This is a genomic window from Methylococcus sp. ANG (assembly GCF_040730495.1).
Taxonomy (GTDB): Bacteria; Pseudomonadota; Gammaproteobacteria; order Methylococcales; family Methylococcaceae; genus Methylococcus.
The window spans coordinates 775,721-792,326 of sequence record NZ_CP160399.1 but is presented as its reverse complement, the minus strand read 5'-3'; the positions used below and the strand labels follow the sequence as shown (position 1 = coordinate 792,326).

Genomic DNA, 16,606 nt, shown 5'->3' with positions numbered 1-16,606 from the left:
GCCCTTTTTGGATAGGGTTCGATCTCTGCTGAAGCGACGGCGCCGTTGGGATACCATCCGGAAAACGCTTCGGCGTTGTCCTTCCCCCGGTATCGGCGTCAGGGAGTCTTTTACGCACTTTTTATCACCACGTAGATAAACTGCCCTCTTTTTTGCATTGGACAATCGAATGGCTCTGGTGCCGGAGAGGCTGTTTCCCTTTGCGCGTCGCTTCGCCGTCACAGTGAGTTTATGCCTCGCCTGGCCCCTGGCATCCGCCGCGGACACCGCGTCGGGCCTGCTGGATTATCTCGGCGCCGACGTAAACGGCAGCAAGGGGCTCCAGCGGGCGGGCATCCATCTCGGCGGATGGGTGAACGCCAGCGTGACTTACAACGCAAGCAGTCCGGCGGACGATTTCAACGGTCCCGTTTCATTCAACGACCGCACGGGCGAACTTCAGATGAACCAGTTCTATCTGTATCTGGAGCGTGCCGTCGCGGCCAGTCCCGACGACTGGGACGTCGGCGGCCGTTTCGACTTCATGTACGGTACCGACGCGATTTTCACCCAGGCCTACGGCATCCCCTACGTGGACCCGAGAACCGGGCGGCCGTTGAATCGGGGCCATTGGGACCTGCATCTGTCGAGCTGGTCGGACCGCTTCTACGGCATCGCCTTGCCCCAGGCGTACGCCGAATTCAATCTGCCGGTGGGCAACGGTCTAGCCGTCAAGGCCGGGCATTTCTATACCCCGCTGGGGTACGAAATGGTCACGGCGCCGGACAATTTCTTCATCACGAAGCCCTACACCTTTCAGTTCAATCCATTTACGCATACCGGCATCCTCGGCAATTACGCGATCGACGCCAACTGGGCGGTGTCGGCCGGGGCGGTCACCGGCAGCGCCACCGGCGGCGGAGACGGTACCTGGGACCAGCAGTTGGGCAATTGGGACTTCCTGGGCGGTGCGGTTTGGACCAGCGACGACAGGAGCGATTCGCTCAGCCTGACCTCGATGGCGGGGGGGCGTTCCGAACGGTTCGGCGACCTTTGGGCCGTATACAGCCTGGTGGGCAAGACGAGTTTTTTGGACGACAGGCTGCGTTACGTCATCGAACATACCCACGGTTTCGCGGATCAGGTGCAGACCGCCAATTACACGCGCAACGGCGGAAAGCTGGAAAACGCCCAGTGGTACGGTATCGCCCAGTGGCTGACCTATGCGCTCGAGGAGCACTGGTCGGTCGGCCTCCGGGCCGAATGGTGGCGCGACAACAACGGCTTCCGCGTGTCCGGTCCGCCGCGCTGCAGCGGGAGCGTGAACATCAACGGCGCCGGCGTTGCACGGCCCTATGCCTGCAACCCCGATTTTTCCACCGTCTATCCGGTTCAGGGCAGTGGGTATTACGCGCTGACGTTGGGCCTGAACTGGAAGCCCCTGAACTGGGTCATCTTGCGTCCCAACGCCCGCTACGACTGGTCCGACGACATCAAGATCTTCGATGCGGGGAAACGCTCGGACCAATTCCTGTTTTCCGCCGACGTGATCGTGACTTTCTGACGCCGGGCGGCATCCTGGAAACGCGCCGTTTCGACATTCTCGATAAAGTGGGGCGGTTGGAGTGGGACACGCTCCTGTTCTTTTACGGTGCGATGGTGGGCATCGGCGGGCTCGGTTTCATCGGCTATCTGGACGCCGTATCGGCCTGGCTGTACGGCCAGCACAACGCTACGCTTGCAAACGTGCTGATCGGTCGTTCGTCCGCCTTCGTCGATAACGGGACGCTGATGTTCGCCGTCCTGAGCATGCGCCCCGATCTGCCCGAAGGGCAGTGGCTGCTGGTGACGCTGCCCCTCGGGCTGGGCGGCAGTCTGCTGGCCATCGGGTCGGCGCCGGGCATCGCATTGCTCGGGATGACCAAAGGGCAATACGGCTTCAGCAGCCATCTGAAATGGTGCCCGGTGATCCTTCTTGGTTATTTTGCAGCCATCGGGGTCCATTTCGTCGTCAACTCGCGTTGTTTCTGACAATCCATGCCTCAATGGCGGGCGCCGTGAACGGCGTCCTGCACCTTTTCCGCGCGCGGCTGGAAAAGCTCTGGGCGTTGAGTAAATGTCCATATTTATCAACGGAATGAATCCTGATTGCCCGGCGAGCCCACATGCTTATCCACAGATTCTGTGGACATTGTTCCGTCTGGGAGCCGCGTGAATGCCCCATGATCCGGGTTTTCCTTACGACTGGTCTGGTTATTGCTACATCCTGGTCGATGCCTGAACCGTTGGCGTTTGCCGCGGATTTACGCGCCACTGTCTTTCTAAGGAACCGCCAGGCGCTGGCGGGAGTTCGCAGGGCGCGGCCGAAAGGGCCGGCCCGGACCGGTTCGGGCGCAGTATTATCCTTGTTGAACAACATGTTATAGAGGAAACAGTCATGGGGAAGATAGGGATCTTTTTCGGCTCCGATACCGGCAATACCCGCCGCGTCGCCAAGCAGCTTGCCAAGAAGCTGGGCGATGACGCGGATGCTCCGGTCGATGTCAAAAAGGCCAGCATCGACGACGTGCTCAAATACGATGCACTGATCCTGGGAACGCCGACCCTGGGGGACGGCGAATTGCCTGGCCTGGACTCCGGCGCTTCGGAGGAGAGCTGGCTCGAGTTCCTGCCGAAGTTCAAGGGCAAGGACATGTCGGGGAAGACCGTGGCGCTGTTTGGTCTGGGCGATCAGCAGGGTTACGGCCATGAATTCGTCGACGCCCTGCGCGAAATCTACGAGCAGGTGATCGAGTGCGGGGCCAGTGTGGTCGGCGCGTGGCCGACGGATACCTACGAGTTCGAAAAGTCCAAGGCGGTCGTGGACGGCCAGTTCGTCGGCCTGGTGATCGATCACGAAAACCAGAGCGAAATGACGGACGAACGCCTCGACGAGTGGCTGGAGATCGTCAAGCCGGCGCTCGTCGGCGCCTGATACCCTTCGGCTTGCTTCGGCTCACAATGATGTGCAAGGAAGCTCCGGGTCGATCGGAGCTTCCTTGAATTTCCCGCCCCTTGCCTGGTCAAACGCTACAGGCCCTGCGCGGCGTCAGGGCGAGAGGCTGAAGTTCTCGAGAGTGCTTGTGGCATTCGTCTCTTTCGGCCGGCTCTGGACGGCGCTCGCCTTCGATCCAAGCGGCAAACTGCTTTATCATCTCTGGTTTCGGTCTGCGCCGCGGCTCTAAGCAAGGGAGGCGGACGACCGTTGAACTTCCGAGGGGAATGATGTCGACAATATCGACCAGCGTCTGCGTGAACTACACGCAGGACCAGATGTACGAGCTCGTCAACGACGTGGCCGACTATCCGAAATATCTGCCGCTCTGCCGCGACGTCAGAGTGCTGTCCGCGGCGGAGCGCCACATCAAGGCGACCATCACCCTGGCGAAAGGCGCAGTGAGGCTGAATTTCACCACCGCCAATACCATGGAGCCGGGCCGGCACATCCACATGAAGCTGGTGGATGGGCCTTTCAAGTATCTGCGCGGGAACTGGCGTTTCGACCCCAATCCCCACGGCGGCTGCGACGTTTCGTTCCGGGTGGATTTCGAATTCGCAAATCCCCTCCTGCAGATGGCCTTGGGCGGGATTTTCAGGGAAGTGATGGAGTCGCTGGTGGCGGCATTCTGCAATCAGGCGGCCAAGCGTTACGGCAACGGCGGCCCCGCGTTGCCGCAGGGGCCTGTGCTGGATGGCGTCGGCCAGACCGGCCCTGCCTGAACGGAAGAAGCTCCTTCAGACCGGCGGTGGCGGCGGAGCCAGGACCTGGCGGCTGCCGTTGGTGTCGGCGGGCGTGACCACGCCGGCGCGCTCCATGTCCTCGATCATCCGCGCGGCGCGGTTGTAGCCCACCTTGAAGCGGCGCTGCACGGAGGATATGGAAGCCTTGCGGCTTTCCGTCACGAACCTTACCGCTTCGTCATAAAGGGCGTCGCCTTCGTCGCCACCGCCGCCGTCAGCGTTCCCGCCGCGGAACCCCGATCCGTCTCCCCCGTCCTCGCTGAACCGCGTGATGTCCTCGATGTAGTCCGGCTCGCCGGTGTTCTTGAGGAATTCCACCACCTTGTGGACATCGTGGTCGGACACGAAAGCGCCGTGGGCGCGCTGGGGGAAGCCGGTACCGGGAGGCAGATAAAGCATGTCGCCGTTGCCGAGCAGGGCTTCGGCGCCGCCCTGGTCGATGATGGTGCGCGAGTCGATCCGGGACGACACCTGGAACGCGATGCGGGTCGGGATATTGGCCTTGATGAGGCCGGTGATCACGTCCACCGAGGGCCGCTGGGTCGCCAGGATCAGATGCAGCCCCGCGGCGCGCGCCTTCTGCGCCAGCCGGGCGATCAGCTCTTCCACCTTCTTGCCCACGATCATCATCATGTCCGCCAGCTCGTCGATGACGATGACGATGCAGGGCAGGGGTTCGAGCAGCGGCGGCTCCTCGTCGCCCAAAGCCAGGTTCGGGTTCCACAGCGGGTCGCGCAGCGGCTTGCCGGCTTCGGCGGCCTCCCGCACCCGCTGGTTGAAGCCTTCGAGATTGCGCACCCCGACCAGCGACATCAGCTTGTAGCGGCGTTCCATCTCGGCGACGCACCAGCGCAGGGCGTTGGCGGCCTCTTTCATGTCGGTGACCACCGGCGTCAGCAGATGGGGGATGCCTTCGTAGACCGAAAGCTCGAGCATCTTGGGATCGATCATGATCAGCCGTACCTCCGCCGGGCCGGCCTTGTACAAGAGGCTCAGGATCATCACGTTGATGGCGACCGACTTGCCCGAGCCGGTGGTGCCGGCGACCAGCAGATGCGGCATCTTGGCCAGGTTGGCCACCACCGGGTGGCCGCTGATGTCCTTGCCGAGCACCAGGGTGAGGGGGGAGGACGCCTGCTGGTAGGCTTCGGAAGCCAGGACCGAGTGCAGCAGCACGATCTCGCGCTCCCGGTTGGGAATTTCCAGGCCCACCACCGACTTGCCCGGAATGACCTCGACCACGCGCACGCTGGTGACCGACAGCGCCCGCGCCAGGTCTTTCGCCAGGCCGCTGATCCGGCTGACCTTGACCCCGGCCGCGGGCTGCAGCTCGAACCGGGTGATCACGGGGCCCGGATGGACCGAGACGACCTCGACGTCCACGCCGAAATCGGCCAGGATCGTTTCCACCAGTTCGGACATCTGCTGCAGCACGGACGGAGAATAGGCGTGCACCTTGGCCGAGGTGTCGTTCAGCAGGGTCAGGGCGGGCAGAGCGCCGCTGGCGGGCTTCCGCGCGACAGGTGCCGCCGGCGGTTTCCTGGGTTGCAGAAAAGGAATCACCGGAGCGCGCTGCGCGGGGGGTTCCGGGGCCTGGGCCGGTGGGTCGGCGGGACGGGCCGGCGTCGCGGACTGCTCCTGCGGCCTGGTCGGGCGCGGTGCGGTTTGGCGGGGCTTCACCGGAGCGGCTGCGGCCGGCTGTGGCGGCGCGGGCTGGGGCTGGTGCGCGCCTCTCGCGAGGAAAGCGGGAACGGTTGTGACCGTGCGGATCAGCCTCAGCACCGTCTGGCCGACGGTATCCACCAGTCCCAGCCAGGACAGGCCGGTCGCCAGGGATACTCCGGCCAGGAAGACCCCGCCGAGCAGGACGGATGCGCCCTTGACGCCGAACGAGCCGGTCACGAGGTCCGCGAGTTCCCTTCCGACGATGCCTCCCGTGGTCTCCGGCAGAGGCAGGGGCGCCCGCAGCAACTGCAGGTCGACGATGCCGGAACCGGCCGCGATGGCGGCGCCCAGGCCGAGCCATCGCAAGGTGGAGTCGAGCAGCGAAAACCGGTGCTGCGCGCCGCGGCCCCGGTAGATGCGGTAGCCGTAGCCGGCCAAGAGCAGCGGCAGCAAATAGGCCATGATCCCGAACAGGGAAAACGAAAAATCCGACAGCCAGGCTCCCACCGCGCCGGCGCCGTTGGAGACCGAGCGGCGGCCGCCGGTATGGGTCCAGCCGGCATCCTCCAGGTCGAAAGTGACCAGAGCAATGAGGAAGAACGAGGCGAGCGCCAGATAGGCCAGAAACGCTCCCTCTCTCAATGTCCGCACCAGGGAGGAGCGCAGATCGTCCGCCGGCGTCATCTTCTTGTCCGCTCTCGCCAAAAGGCCCACCAAATCAATCAAATAAATAAACCAATTATTGTTTCAAATGTGCGCGGCGATCCGCAAGGCGCACCGCTTCCGGCGCAGGCGCTTCCCGTGCGCGTCCGGTTAGAAATCGCGCTCGGCCGCACCGTATAATGCCTTCATTTTTGCAGCAGGATAGAGGATTTCATGAGCGAACCGAAGCATTCCAGAGTACTGATCCTGGGTTCGGGCCCAGCCGGCTATACGGCGGCGGTCTACTCCGCGCGCGCCAACCTCAGGCCGGTACTCGTGACCGGCATCCAGATGGGCGGGCAGCTTACCACGACGACCGATGTGGACAATTGGCCGGGCGATGCCGACGGCGTGATGGGGCCGGAGCTGATGGAGCGGATGCGGCGCCATGCCGAGCGCTTCGACACCGAGATCGTCTTCGATCACATCCACACGGCCGACCTGTCCCGGCGCCCCTTCACCCTGACCGGCGATTCCGGCGTCTATACCTGCGATGCGCTGATCATCGCCACCGGCGCATCCGCCCGCTACCTGGGTCTGCCTTCGGAGGAAGCGTACAAGGGCCGGGGCGTCTCCGCCTGCGCCACCTGCGACGGGTTCTTCTACAAAGGTAAGCACGTGGCCGTGATCGGCGGCGGCAATACCGCGGTGGAGGAGGCGCTGTACCTGTCCAACATCGCGGCGAAGGTCACCGTGGTCCACCGCCGCGACAAGTTCCGCTCCGAAAAGATATTGTCGGACAAGCTGCAGGAGCGTGCGGCGAACGGCAACGTCAGCATCGAGTGGAACAGCGTGCTCGACGAGGTCCTGGGCGATGAGATGGGCGTCACCGGCGTGCGCATCAAGAACGTGCGGGACGGTACGACCAAGGACATCGCCCTGGAGGGCGTGTTCATCGCGATCGGCCATAGCCCGAACACGGAAATCTTTTCGGGGCAACTGGAGATGCGCAACGGCTACATCGTGGTCAAGGGCGGCAGCGACGGGGGGGCCACGGCGACCAGCGTGGAGGGGGTGTTCGCGGCCGGCGACGTGTCCGATTCGATCTACCGCCAGGCCATCACCTCCGCGGGTTCGGGCTGCATGGCGGCACTCGATGCGGAGAAATTCCTCGACAGCTTGGGGTAGGTATTCGGTGATCCATAGGCCTCACTTGAAGAGTCGCAGATGAAAATGAATGTCTGGAATTTACGGACGGCTTGCCGGTTCGCGCTGTCGGGCTTGGCCATGGCAGGGATGACGGCATGCGCCCCCCATTACGATCCGAACGCTCCTGCGCTGAGGACCGGCTATACCTGCTGCAACCTGCATTTCGAGGATGACTGGATCAGCGACGGCAACTACGGGGAAAACCCGTTCATCGCCGCGGGAACGCCGGTCCAGGTGTACGGATACAGTGGCGACCGCGCCTACGCGGAAATCGGCGGCCGGAAGATGCGGCTCGGCCACGACTACGGCCGCAAGCAGGAAACGCTGCAGCAGTGGGTCGAAAAGATCGTCGTGACGAAAGACCCGAAGATCCGTCTCGCCACGTTTCCGCCTGATGTGCGGGAGGCCATCCGCATCGGCAAAGTGTCGGAGGGCATGACCAAGGAACAGGCCATCATGGCGGTCGGTTATCCCTTGACCAGCGATACCCCTTCGCTGGACGCGCCGGTGTGGAATTACTGGCTGTCCAGTTTCGCCCAGTACCAACTCATCTGGGACAAGGAGGGTAGGATGAAGGTCTCGGCCGATCCGGGCGTCAAGGCCAGAGCGGTATACTCGCCCGGGAAATGATGTTTCCACGGCGCAGTCGGCGGCCTTTCGAGATGGTCGTGGAGCTCCGGTCGCATCCCGTTTTTTCAGGGGCGCGGAAACACCTGCCGGATGAACGGCGCCGAGCCATTTTCCCGCCTTGATCCGCATGCGCATCCGCCAACTCCCTCCACAACTGATCAACCAGATCGCCGCTGGCGAGGTCATCGAGCGGCCGGCTTCCGTCGTGAAGGAGCTGGTCGAGAATTCTTTCGATGCCGGTGCCCGCCGGATCGAACTCGACGTCGAGCAGGGCGGAGCGCGGCTGATCCGGATCCGCGACGACGGCTGCGGCATCGACCGCGAAGACCTGGGCCTGGCACTGTCGCGCCATGCCACCAGCAAGATCGCATCGCTCGAGGACCTGGAGCGGGTGGCGAGCATGGGGTTTCGCGGCGAGGCCTTGCCCAGCATCAGCTCCGTGGCCCGGCTGACGCTCACCTCCCGCACCGGCGATGCCCAGTGCGGCTGGCGGGTGAGCGCCGACGGCAGCGAGAGCGATTTCGACATCCAGCCCGCCCAGCATGCCCAGGGCACCACGGTCGAGGTGCGGGACCTGTTCTATAACACCCCGGCCCGGCGCAAGTTCCTGCGGGCGGAGAAAACCGAGTTCGGCCACATCCAGACCCTGGTGCAGCGGATGGCCCTGGCGCGGTTCGACGTCGGCTTCGGCCTGCGGCACAACCAGCGCGAAATCCTCCGGCTGCGGCCGGGCGTTGAGGAAACCGAACGGGCCGAGCGCATCGGCGCGCTGTGCGGCCCCGATTTCCTGGAACAGTCGCTGCGGGTGGATTTCGAAGCCTGCGGCCTCAGGCTGCACGGCTGGGTTGGGCTGCCGACCTTCTCACGCAGCCAGGCCGATCTACAGTTCTTCTACGTCAACCGCCGGCTGATCCGGGACAAGCTGGTCGGCCATGCCATCCGCCAGGCCTACAAGGACGTGATGTACCACGAGCGCCAGCCGGTCTACGTGCTGTACCTCGAGATCGATCCGGCCCTGGTCGACGTCAACGCGCATCCGGCCAAGCTGGAAGTGCGTTTCCGCGAGGGACGGATGGTGCACGATTTCCTGTTCAGCGCCCTCCACCGTTCGATCGCCGGACATCGGCCGGGGCAGGCGGCGAGCGTGGCCGAGGCACCCGCCGTGGAACGTCCGGCCTCGCCGCCGGAACAACCGCAGGGGCGCCAGCAGCCGCTGTTCCGGGTCGCGGAGGCGCCGCCCCGGCCGTACCAGCCAGGCGGCTTGGGCGATCTGCGCAAACTCTATTCGGCGCCGGAGCCCGTTCCGAATCCACCGGAGACCCAAGGCGAGCACGACGTCCCCCCACTGGGCTACGCCCTGGCCCATCTCAAGGGTGTGTACATCCTGGCCGAGAACGCGCAGGGGTTGATCCTCGTCGACGGCCATGCCGCCCATGAGCGGATCACCTATGAGCGCTTGAAGCGGCAATACCAGGCCGGCGGGATCGCCAGCCAACCCCTGCTGCTGCCGGTGAGGATCAAGCTGAGCCGGGCCGACGCCGATCTGGCTGAGGAGCATGGCGAGCATCTGGCGCGGTTAGGGATAGAGCTGCGGCGCACGGGCGAGGACAGCGTACTGGTCCGTTCGGTGCCGGCTTTGCTGGACGGGGGCGACGTCGAGCGGCTGGTGCGGGATACCTTGGCCGATCTGCGTGAGCACGGGTCTTCCGAGCGTTTGCAGGAAACCTTGAACACCGTCCTCGCCACCATGGCCTGCCACGGCTCGGTGCGGGCCGGGCGCAAGCTCACGGTGCCGGAGATGAACGCGCTGCTGCGCGAAATGGAGGCCACCGAGCGCGCCGGCCAGTGCAACCACGGCCGGCCGACCTGGGTGCAGCTCGACACCCAGGAGCTCGACCGTCTGTTCCTGCGCGGCCGATGACCGCTGCCGAGCTGCCGCCGGTCGTGGTGCTGATGGGCCCCACGGCGTCGGGCAAATCACGGCTGGCGATCGAACTCGCCGACACCCTGAACGGCGAGATCGTCAGCGTCGACTCCTCCCTGGTCTACCGCGGCATGGACATCGGCACCGCCAAGCCCACGCCCGCCGAACGCGAAGCCGTGCCGCACCACCTGATCGACATCCTCGACCCGAGCGAGGCCTTCTCGACCGGCCAATTCCGCGACCAGGCCTTGGCCCTGATCGCCGACATCACCGCCCGTGGCCGTCTGCCGGTGCTGGCCGGCGGCACCATGCTGTATTTCAACGCCCTGTTGCGGGGACTGGCGGAACTGCCCTCGGCCGATCCGGCTATCCGCCGCGAGATCGAAGCGCGGGCGGCGCTGGAAGGCTGGCACGCACTCCACGCCGAACTGGCCCGCATCGACCCGCCCGCCGCCGCCCGCATCCACCCCAACGATCCCCAGCGCCTGCAACGCGCTCTGGAAGTGTTCTACATCACCGGCCGGACGCTGACCGACCTGTGTGAAGGCAGCCGGACTCCCGATCTGCCGTTCCGGCCCTTGCGCCTCGTGCTGGCGCCATCGAGCCGGGCCGTGCTGGCGGAGCGCATCGCCGAGCGGTTCCGGCGGATGCTGGAGGAGGGATTTCTGGAAGAAGTCGAAGTCCTCTACCGGCGCGGCGACCTGAACGAAACCCTGCCCTCCATCCGCGCCGTGGGCTACCGCCAGGCCTGGGCTTATCTGAAAGGGGATTGCGACTTCGATACCTTCGTCGAACGCGCCATCATCGCCACCCGGCAGTTCGCCAAGCGGCAGTACACCTGGCTGAGAAAGGAGACCAAGGCTACCTGGCTGGAGAGCCAGGCGCGTGGTTTGAAGGAAAGAGCGGTGATGGAGGTGAGGGCAATGCTATAGCGCTTGGGGGCACAGTCGTGATCATGACGCCCCCTGAGCAATATTATCAAGCAAGATGTCACGTGGCGCGACGTGGCTCCTCTATTGCGATTCGTGTCAAGCGCTCTGCCAAACAGGCAAACTCAGGGTCAGCGGTCAGCAAGGTCGCCTCACGGCCCATGGCCAAGGCCGTGGCGAAGCAATCCGCGTATGACATGGGGTAGTTCGCCTTGAGCTGGACTGCCTGCCAGAACAATATGTCATCGAAAGGAATGACCGTAACGGGCAGAAGCGTGATTTCGTGACGTTTGCGTTCGGCCAAGGCCCATCCATGGGTTTTGCCGATCCGATAGACCACTTCGCCCAGATTGATTTGGTGCATCAGGATTTCACATTCCCCGCGCCGGGCTGAGTAGAGATACTCCGCCACCTTGGCCGTACCCGGTTCGGCCTGCGCCAGGCGTAGCAAGGCGCAGGCATCCATCACGAAAATAGGTTTAACACCCTTTGTCACGTTCAATCTCTACGGCGTGTTCGGAGATCAGTTCGTCGGCGAGGCTGACGTCTCCGGCCAGGGAACCTCTAAACGCGGCGATAGGATCCTTGGGCATTGGCCAAAGTTCGATGTGGTCGCTGCTGACTCGGAGTTCCAGCAACACCCCGGGCTCGATGCCGAATTGTCCCCGCACTTCGGCGGGAATGAGTGCGTCCGTGAGGACGCTTTGTTAGCAAGGTGAAAGTCCACGCCATAGGAAGTCACAACCTGTGTAGTCGAAGGTCACTGCGTCGCCGCGAGGCGGGGTGGAGAGCCACCTAAGACGAACGAACAGCCCGTAGGCTGACGAACCCGATTCGGCGGCGTGTGGCGGCGAGCCTGCTCATTCATGGCGAAGCCCGAAATTTGTTGGACGCGCTGAAGTGACTGGCAAAGCGACGTCCGGGCGCACGGTGTGGTTGGGGGCGGGATGTTCGGAAAGCAAAGCGGAGTAAGCTTCAGAGACCTGGCCTTCGGCGCGAAGAGGGTCAGGAGTCAGAGCCCGCATAGTACCGAGGCGGCGTAAGCCGCGAGAGATTCGGGTAGCAAAACCGGATCGAGGGAAGGCAGGGCAGGAAGGTGGATGCGTAAAGACAGAGAGAGGCCAATGAAAGCATCGACAGTGCCGGTGAAGGCTAAGCAAGGCGCAGAAGCCCTTGGGATACCGGGGGTGGAAGCCTCGATCTGGACGGAGCGCATGGTGTCGGCACTGGTTAACGGTGTCGAAGGAGGCAAATGGTATAGCCTGATGGACAAGGTGTATGCGCCCCAGACGCTGGTGTTGGCCTGGGAGAAAGTCCGGGCCAACCGAGGCGCGGCGGGCGTGGATGGGCAAAGCGTGGAGCGTTTTGCAGCCCAAGCCGGGCGCTACCTGGCCGAGTTGGGCCAGGCGCTGCGGGAAGGCTGCTACCGCCCCGGCGCGGTGAAGCGCGTGGAGATTCCCAAAGGGAACGGCCAAATCCGCCCGCTGGGGATACCGACCGTGAAGGATCGCATCGCGCAGACCGCGGTGAAGCTCGTGATCGAACCGATCTTCGAGGTTCAGTTTCTGGCGAGCAGCTATGGGTTCCGGCCCGGCCGGGGTTGCAAGGACGCGCTGCGAGCAGTCGATGCGCTGCTGAAGGCGGGCTATACCCATGTGGTGGATGCCGACCTGAAAGGGTACTTCGACAGCATCCCGCATGAACGGCTGATGGAACGGGTGAGCGCCTCGGTCAGCGATGGCCGGGTACTCGACCTGCTCCGGGGCTGGCTGAAGCAGGACGTCCTCCAGGGTCTGGAACGCTGGACGCCGACCGGGGGCACCCCGCAAGGCGGGGTGATCAGCCCGCTGTTGGCGAATCTATACCTGCACCCGCTGGATGAACGGCTGATGGCCCGAGGTTACCGCATGGTGCGCTACGCCGACGACTTCGTCGTGTTGTGTGCCAGTCGGGAAGAAGCCGAAGCTGCCTTGGGAGTCATCCGGGACTGGGTGGCCGAAAACGGCCTGACCCTGCACCCGGACAAGACCCATCTCGGGGACTGTCGGCAAGCGGGGCAAGGCTTCGACTTTCTGGGCTATCGGTTCGAAGCCGGGAAACGCTGGGTGCGGAAGAAAAGCCTTCAGCGGATCAAGGACGGCATTCGAGCCAAGACACGGCGGACGCGCGGGGACAGCGTTGAGCGGGTCATCGCCGATTTGAACCCGATGCTGCGCGGCTGGTTTGGATACTTCAAGCATGCCCATTCGAGTACCTTTCGCAAGTTGGACGGTTTTCTCCGCCGCCGACTGCGAGCGTTGTTGCGCAAACAGGAAAGGCGTCCAGGTAGGGGCCGCTGCCTGGCCGACCAGCAACGCTGGAATAACGCCTTCTTCGCGGCTGCCGGGTTGTTCGCCTTATACCCAGCCTGGCAAGCCGAGAGACATCCCCGATGAGGAAACCACCGACTGGAGAGCCGTGTGCGGGAAAACCGCCCGCACGGTTCGGAGGGCGGGGAGGCGAAAGCCTTCCCGACCCCTATCGACCTGGCCTTTCGCCAGTGTGCGCACCGTGTGCATTTGTGTCTCCAGCTGAGTTGTGGGAGATATCAGTTTAACCAGGTTGAATCGGTTAAACCAAGGTGTCACCGACCATTCAACACCGCCCTGCAGGCTCTGGGCAGGGCGGGCGAGGGGGCCGGGCCGTGATGGTTGTCGGGCAGAGGCCGCAGGGGCGGGAGGGATAGCCACCAGTCCAGCGACGCGTCGCAGCCGTCGCCGGGTTCGAGCGGTTTTTGCGGCACGCAGTCTGGACTGTCGGCGGGACAGGCGAGGCGCATGTGGAAATGGTCGTCGTGGCGGTGCCAGGGGCGGATTTTCCGCAGCCAGGAGCGGTCGCCGCGCACCGAGCGGCAGAGTTCCTGCTTGATGCGGGCGTTGACGAAGATCCGGTCGACGCGGCGGTCGCGGGCGGCGGCTTCCAGCACGCGGGCATGGCTGGCGTCCCACAGCATGTGGTTGAGCCGGGTCTGGTCCGAGGTCAGCAGCGAGGGCGCGGGGATGTTGCTGCGCAGGCCGTCGGCGTTGCGGACCAGGTTCGGGTCGAGCGCGAACCAGACGTCGGCGTCGATGCCGCTCTGGTGGCTGCGGTGGCCGAACCGCATCGGCCCGCCGCGGGGCTGGGACAGGTCGCCGACATGGAGTTCGCCCCAGCGACCTTGCACGGTGGCGCGTCCCAGCTCGACGATGCTGCGGATCAGGTCGGGGTGGCCGTAGTTGCGGTTGCGTTCGAGGTGCATGACCTTGTAGCCCTCGCCTTCGGTGGGCAGGGGCAAACCGCCGGCCAGGCATCCCGCGCTGGTTTCGCCGATGGCTTCGGGCGTTCCGGAGGTCGGGGAGGGGACGTCTCCCCAGTCGCGGCTCGCCGCGGGGAGGCTGACGACGGACAGCAGGGCCAGAAGCAGGGGTAAGCGGTTCGATGGCATCGGCGACTCACTTTTCCGGCAATTCGGGGGGCAGGCCGGGCGGTTCCGGTTCGTCGAATTCGGCGTCCTGGCCGAGCTGGAACCGGCGCGAGGCGTTGATGACCCAGCCCTTGGCCTTGGCGAGCTTGATGTCCCTGACTTCTTCCTCCAGCAGCAGGCGCTGGCGCTCCAGCGCGAGCAGCTCGATTTCCCGGCGCAGGCGGGCGTCGGCGTCGTCCATGGCTTCGGCGCGCCGGGCTTTCGACTGCAGCTCGGCCTCGATCTCCATTTCCCGCAGTTTCTGCTCGTGGCGCACCTGCTCTTCCTTCTGGCGGGCTTCCGCGGCTCGGCGTTCGGCCTGCAGTGCTTCTTCCGCGGCGAGTTCGGCCTTCAGGCGCTCGGTTTCGTGGGCGTACTTCGCCTTCCGCAACTCGGTCTCCCGCTGTTCCAGCGCCAGCCTTGCCCGTTCCCGATCCATCCGGGCCGTTTCGTCCTGGGCCTCCTGCTCCCGCCGCCGCCGTTCTGCTTCGGCGGCGAGGTCACGCTGGCGCTGCAGCAAAGCCCGATAGAGTGGACGATGCGGCGACCACGGCGGCAGGTTCTCGACTTCCGCCTCATCCAGCGCCCGGAATTCCGGGGTGAGGACGCAGCGGGCGCGGCAGCGGATGCCCTGTGCGGCCAGGGCCTCGTTGGTCAGGGTTTCGACGCGCCGTTCGATCCCCGCACATCCCTCCGTCAGCCAGAACGGGTCTTCCAGCACCCGCAGTTCTTCCAAGGCCATGTCGAGCAGAACTCGCTGGTAGCGCAGCTTGATGGCATGGGTGAGCTGGTCCAGGCTGTCGGGATTGCTGCGGGCATAGTCCAGGGTCGGCTGGAATCTCACGGACAGATCGACGCCGATGCGCAGCGCCTCGCCCAGCGTCAGGTCCGGCACCGGCAGGCTCCAGTCCTCGATGGCCAGTTCGGTGAGCCGGTGGTAGAAGCGCGGCGTGAAATCGCGCGGTTTGAGGAACAGCTTGCGGAACGGGCCGAGCCGGGCGGTGACGAGGTAATGGTCGCCGACGAAGCCGGGGTCCCAGCGGTCGTGGTCAGGCTCGCCGTTCATGGGCTTTTCTTTCGAGGAACTGCCGTATGTTGCCATCCTGGATACCCTCGCCGGTGCCGGCCTGCGGCGGCTCCTTTCTCATGCATTCGGCCATGATGGGGTAGAGGTTGGGCGCGAATTCCACGCTGCGTTCGCTCACCTTTCTCAGGAACCCCCGGTTGAGCAGGAAGGCCACGGTGAACATGCGGTTCCAGTCGGGATAGCGTTTCGCCCGTTCGAGCTCGGTCTTCTCGAACACGAACTCCAGCTCGTCGTTGTCGTTGATGGCGAACTGCGAGAACTCGCGCAGGCCCTGGAAGGCCAGCACTTTCTCCTCCTCGGTCAACGGCCCGGGGGCGCTGAACTCCAGCCGGTATGACAGCACCAGGGTGAAGAAATCCACCATGGCGGCGCAGGCGAGCGCGAACAGGGACAGGTCTTCCCACATGGCGAAGGAGGGGGTGATGCCGCGGACGAATTCGGAATGGCTGCCCCAGGCAGGCGCGGGAACCGGAGCGGCGCCGTGGACCGACGCGAGATTGTCCGCCTTGGACTGGGCCTGCCGCACCTGTTCCATGAGTTCGGCATAGAGGGCCGGATTCTTGAGGTCCGCCGAAAACCTCTGCACCGTGCCCCGCGCGGCCGCGATGCGCTGGTCGAGCTCGCCGAAGCTCGCTTCCATCTGGCGCAGCCGGTTTTCCTCCGCGAGCTGGAGCTCGTTGTAGTGGCTCCACATCGGCCCCTTGCCCACCCGTCTCCGGCTTTCCTCGCGGATGCCCTGCAAGGTGCCGAGATAGGCCTGGGTGGCCTCCTTCGCCGCCGTGTCGGTCCGCTTCTGCTGGCGCGCCATCAGCGTGCTCTTCAGTTTGTTGATCCGGTCCAGGTAGTCGTTCAGATTCTGGTCCAGGGTGCGGTAGCGGGTCAGCAAGGTGTTGTCCTGCTGCGAAAGCTCGTAGAACTTGAAGTAGGAGAACGACACCGAGACCAGCAGGGCGACGGCCAGCGTCACACCGACGGTGAGGAAGCGCGCCAGGTTGGCGCGCCAGTGGCAGCCCGCCAGTTCAAGGGAGCAGATCACGATGACCGACTGCACGGCGACGGTGATGATCAGCGCGATCCAGTCCGTAATGAAGTAGGACAGGCCATAATACGTGGTGTAGCCGGAGGCGAGGCTCAGCAGCAGCACCAGCGGAATGGACCAGATGCGCAGGAGGCCCACGAAGGTGCTCTGCACCGAGTTCAGTATCTGCCCGATGCGCCAGACCGATGTGTTCATGTCGTCCTCGTCCGGGCAGAATGGAAACCTTGGCGGCAGGTCATCG

Annotated in this window: 13 protein-coding genes and 1 pseudogene; 9 read left to right on the top strand and 5 right to left on the bottom strand. The window is 64.4% G+C overall.

The annotated features are described in order from the left end of the window. Window positions 1–169 precede the first annotated feature (169 nt). From ABZN20_RS03725 to ABZN20_RS03710, 4 genes and pseudogenes are all read left to right on the top strand, one after another. Window positions 170–1,543, top strand: coding sequence for a porin (locus ABZN20_RS03725; RefSeq protein WP_367026789.1), 1,374 nt, complete (start codon window positions 170–172; stop codon window positions 1,541–1,543). Window positions 1,544–1,545: 2 nt separating this feature from the next. Continuing rightward, window positions 1,546–2,010 (top strand): annotated as a pseudogene (nhaD, locus tag ABZN20_RS03720) (sodium:proton antiporter NhaD); the annotation flags it as partial. Window positions 2,011–2,416: 406 nt separating this feature from the next. Next, entirely contained in the window at window positions 2,417–2,953 is a 537-nt protein-coding gene (locus ABZN20_RS03715; protein WP_367026788.1) for a flavodoxin, read from the top strand. Window positions 2,954–3,240: 287 nt separating this feature from the next. After that, a complete protein-coding gene (locus ABZN20_RS03710; protein WP_423246427.1) occupies window positions 3,241–3,738 on the top strand; it encodes a type II toxin-antitoxin system RatA family toxin in 498 nt (165 codons plus the stop codon). 15 nt (window positions 3,739–3,753) lie between these two features. Here the strand turns inward: ABZN20_RS03710 and ABZN20_RS03705 are convergent, their stop codons facing one another. Next, window positions 3,754–6,129, bottom strand: a complete 2,376-nt coding sequence (locus ABZN20_RS03705) for a DNA translocase FtsK (RefSeq protein WP_367026786.1) — start codon at window positions 6,127–6,129, stop codon at window positions 3,754–3,756. Window positions 6,130–6,300: 171 nt separating this feature from the next. Between ABZN20_RS03705 and trxB the strand changes: the two genes are divergently transcribed. The 4 genes from trxB to miaA all read left to right on the top strand — a co-directional run bounded on the left by trxB (window position 6,301) and on the right by miaA (window position 10,761). Next, entirely contained in the window at window positions 6,301–7,254 is a 954-nt protein-coding gene (gene trxB, locus ABZN20_RS03700; RefSeq protein WP_367026785.1) for a thioredoxin-disulfide reductase, read from the top strand. A 39-nt stretch (window positions 7,255–7,293) separates the two neighbouring features. Continuing rightward, on the top strand, window positions 7,294–7,905 hold the full coding sequence (locus ABZN20_RS03695; RefSeq protein WP_255556473.1) for an outer membrane protein assembly factor BamE: 612 nt from the start codon (window positions 7,294–7,296) through the stop codon (window positions 7,903–7,905). Between the two features lie 127 nt (window positions 7,906–8,032). After that, window positions 8,033–9,826 (top strand): DNA mismatch repair endonuclease MutL, encoded by a 1,794-nt coding sequence (gene mutL, locus ABZN20_RS03690; RefSeq protein ID WP_367026784.1) that lies wholly within the window; start codon window positions 8,033–8,035, stop codon window positions 9,824–9,826. Continuing rightward, window positions 9,823–10,761 (top strand): tRNA (adenosine(37)-N6)-dimethylallyltransferase MiaA, encoded by a 939-nt coding sequence (miaA, locus tag ABZN20_RS03685; protein WP_367026783.1) that lies wholly within the window; start codon window positions 9,823–9,825, stop codon window positions 10,759–10,761. The genes mutL and miaA overlap by 4 nt, the downstream gene beginning before the upstream one ends. 58 nt (window positions 10,762–10,819) lie before the next feature. Here the strand turns inward: miaA and ABZN20_RS03680 are convergent, their stop codons facing one another. Continuing rightward, entirely contained in the window at window positions 10,820–11,254 is a 435-nt protein-coding gene (locus tag ABZN20_RS03680) for a type II toxin-antitoxin system VapC family toxin (RefSeq protein ID WP_367026782.1), read from the bottom strand. 628 nt (window positions 11,255–11,882) lie between these two features. Between ABZN20_RS03680 and ltrA the strand changes: the two genes are divergently transcribed. Beyond that, entirely contained in the window at window positions 11,883–13,193 is a 1,311-nt protein-coding gene (gene ltrA / locus ABZN20_RS03675; RefSeq protein ID WP_218806875.1) for a group II intron reverse transcriptase/maturase, read from the top strand. Window positions 13,194–13,381: 188 nt separating this feature from the next. On the opposite strand, the gene mepA is transcribed toward ltrA, so the two are convergent. Genes mepA through ABZN20_RS03660 form a run of 3 tightly spaced genes read right to left on the bottom strand, consistent with a single transcriptional unit; the run spans window position 13,382 to window position 16,560 of the window. After that, a complete protein-coding gene (mepA, locus tag ABZN20_RS03670) occupies window positions 13,382–14,221 on the bottom strand; it encodes a penicillin-insensitive murein endopeptidase (protein WP_367026781.1) in 840 nt (279 codons plus the stop codon). A gap of 7 nt (window positions 14,222–14,228) precedes the next feature. Beyond that, window positions 14,229–15,305, bottom strand: coding sequence for a hypothetical protein (locus ABZN20_RS03665; RefSeq protein WP_367026780.1), 1,077 nt, complete (start codon window positions 15,303–15,305; stop codon window positions 14,229–14,231). After that, window positions 15,289–16,560 carry a hypothetical protein gene (locus ABZN20_RS03660; RefSeq protein ID WP_367026779.1) on the bottom strand — a complete coding sequence of 424 codons (1,272 nt, stop codon included), beginning with the start codon at window positions 16,558–16,560 and terminating at the stop codon, window positions 15,289–15,291. Before ABZN20_RS03660 ends, ABZN20_RS03665 begins: the two co-directional genes overlap by 17 nt. Between the last annotated feature and the right edge of the window lie 46 nt (window positions 16,561–16,606).

Bases quoted from the DNA above. Each gene is read 5' to 3' on its own strand.
- ABZN20_RS03695 (WP_255556473.1), top strand. From the start codon at position 7,294: ATGAAAATGAATGTCTGGAATTTACGGACGGCTTGCCGGTTCGCGCTG.
- ABZN20_RS03660 (WP_367026779.1), bottom strand. From the start codon at position 16,560: ATGAACACATCGGTCTGGCGCATCGGGCAGATACTGAACTCGGTGCAG.
- mutL (WP_367026784.1), top strand. From the start codon at position 8,033: ATGCGCATCCGCCAACTCCCTCCACAACTGATCAACCAGATCGCCGCT.
- ABZN20_RS03725 (WP_367026789.1), top strand. From the start codon at position 170: ATGGCTCTGGTGCCGGAGAGGCTGTTTCCCTTTGCGCGTCGCTTCGCC.
- ABZN20_RS03710 (WP_423246427.1), top strand. From the start codon at position 3,241: ATGATGTCGACAATATCGACCAGCGTCTGCGTGAACTACACGCAGGAC.
- mepA (WP_367026781.1), bottom strand. From the start codon at position 14,221: ATGCCATCGAACCGCTTACCCCTGCTTCTGGCCCTGCTGTCCGTCGTC.
- ltrA (WP_218806875.1), top strand. From the start codon at position 11,883: ATGAAAGCATCGACAGTGCCGGTGAAGGCTAAGCAAGGCGCAGAAGCC.
- ABZN20_RS03665 (WP_367026780.1), bottom strand. From the start codon at position 15,305: ATGAACGGCGAGCCTGACCACGACCGCTGGGACCCCGGCTTCGTCGGC.
- trxB (WP_367026785.1), top strand. From the start codon at position 6,301: ATGAGCGAACCGAAGCATTCCAGAGTACTGATCCTGGGTTCGGGCCCA.
- ABZN20_RS03715 (WP_367026788.1), top strand. From the start codon at position 2,417: ATGGGGAAGATAGGGATCTTTTTCGGCTCCGATACCGGCAATACCCGC.
- miaA (WP_367026783.1), top strand. From the start codon at position 9,823: ATGACCGCTGCCGAGCTGCCGCCGGTCGTGGTGCTGATGGGCCCCACG.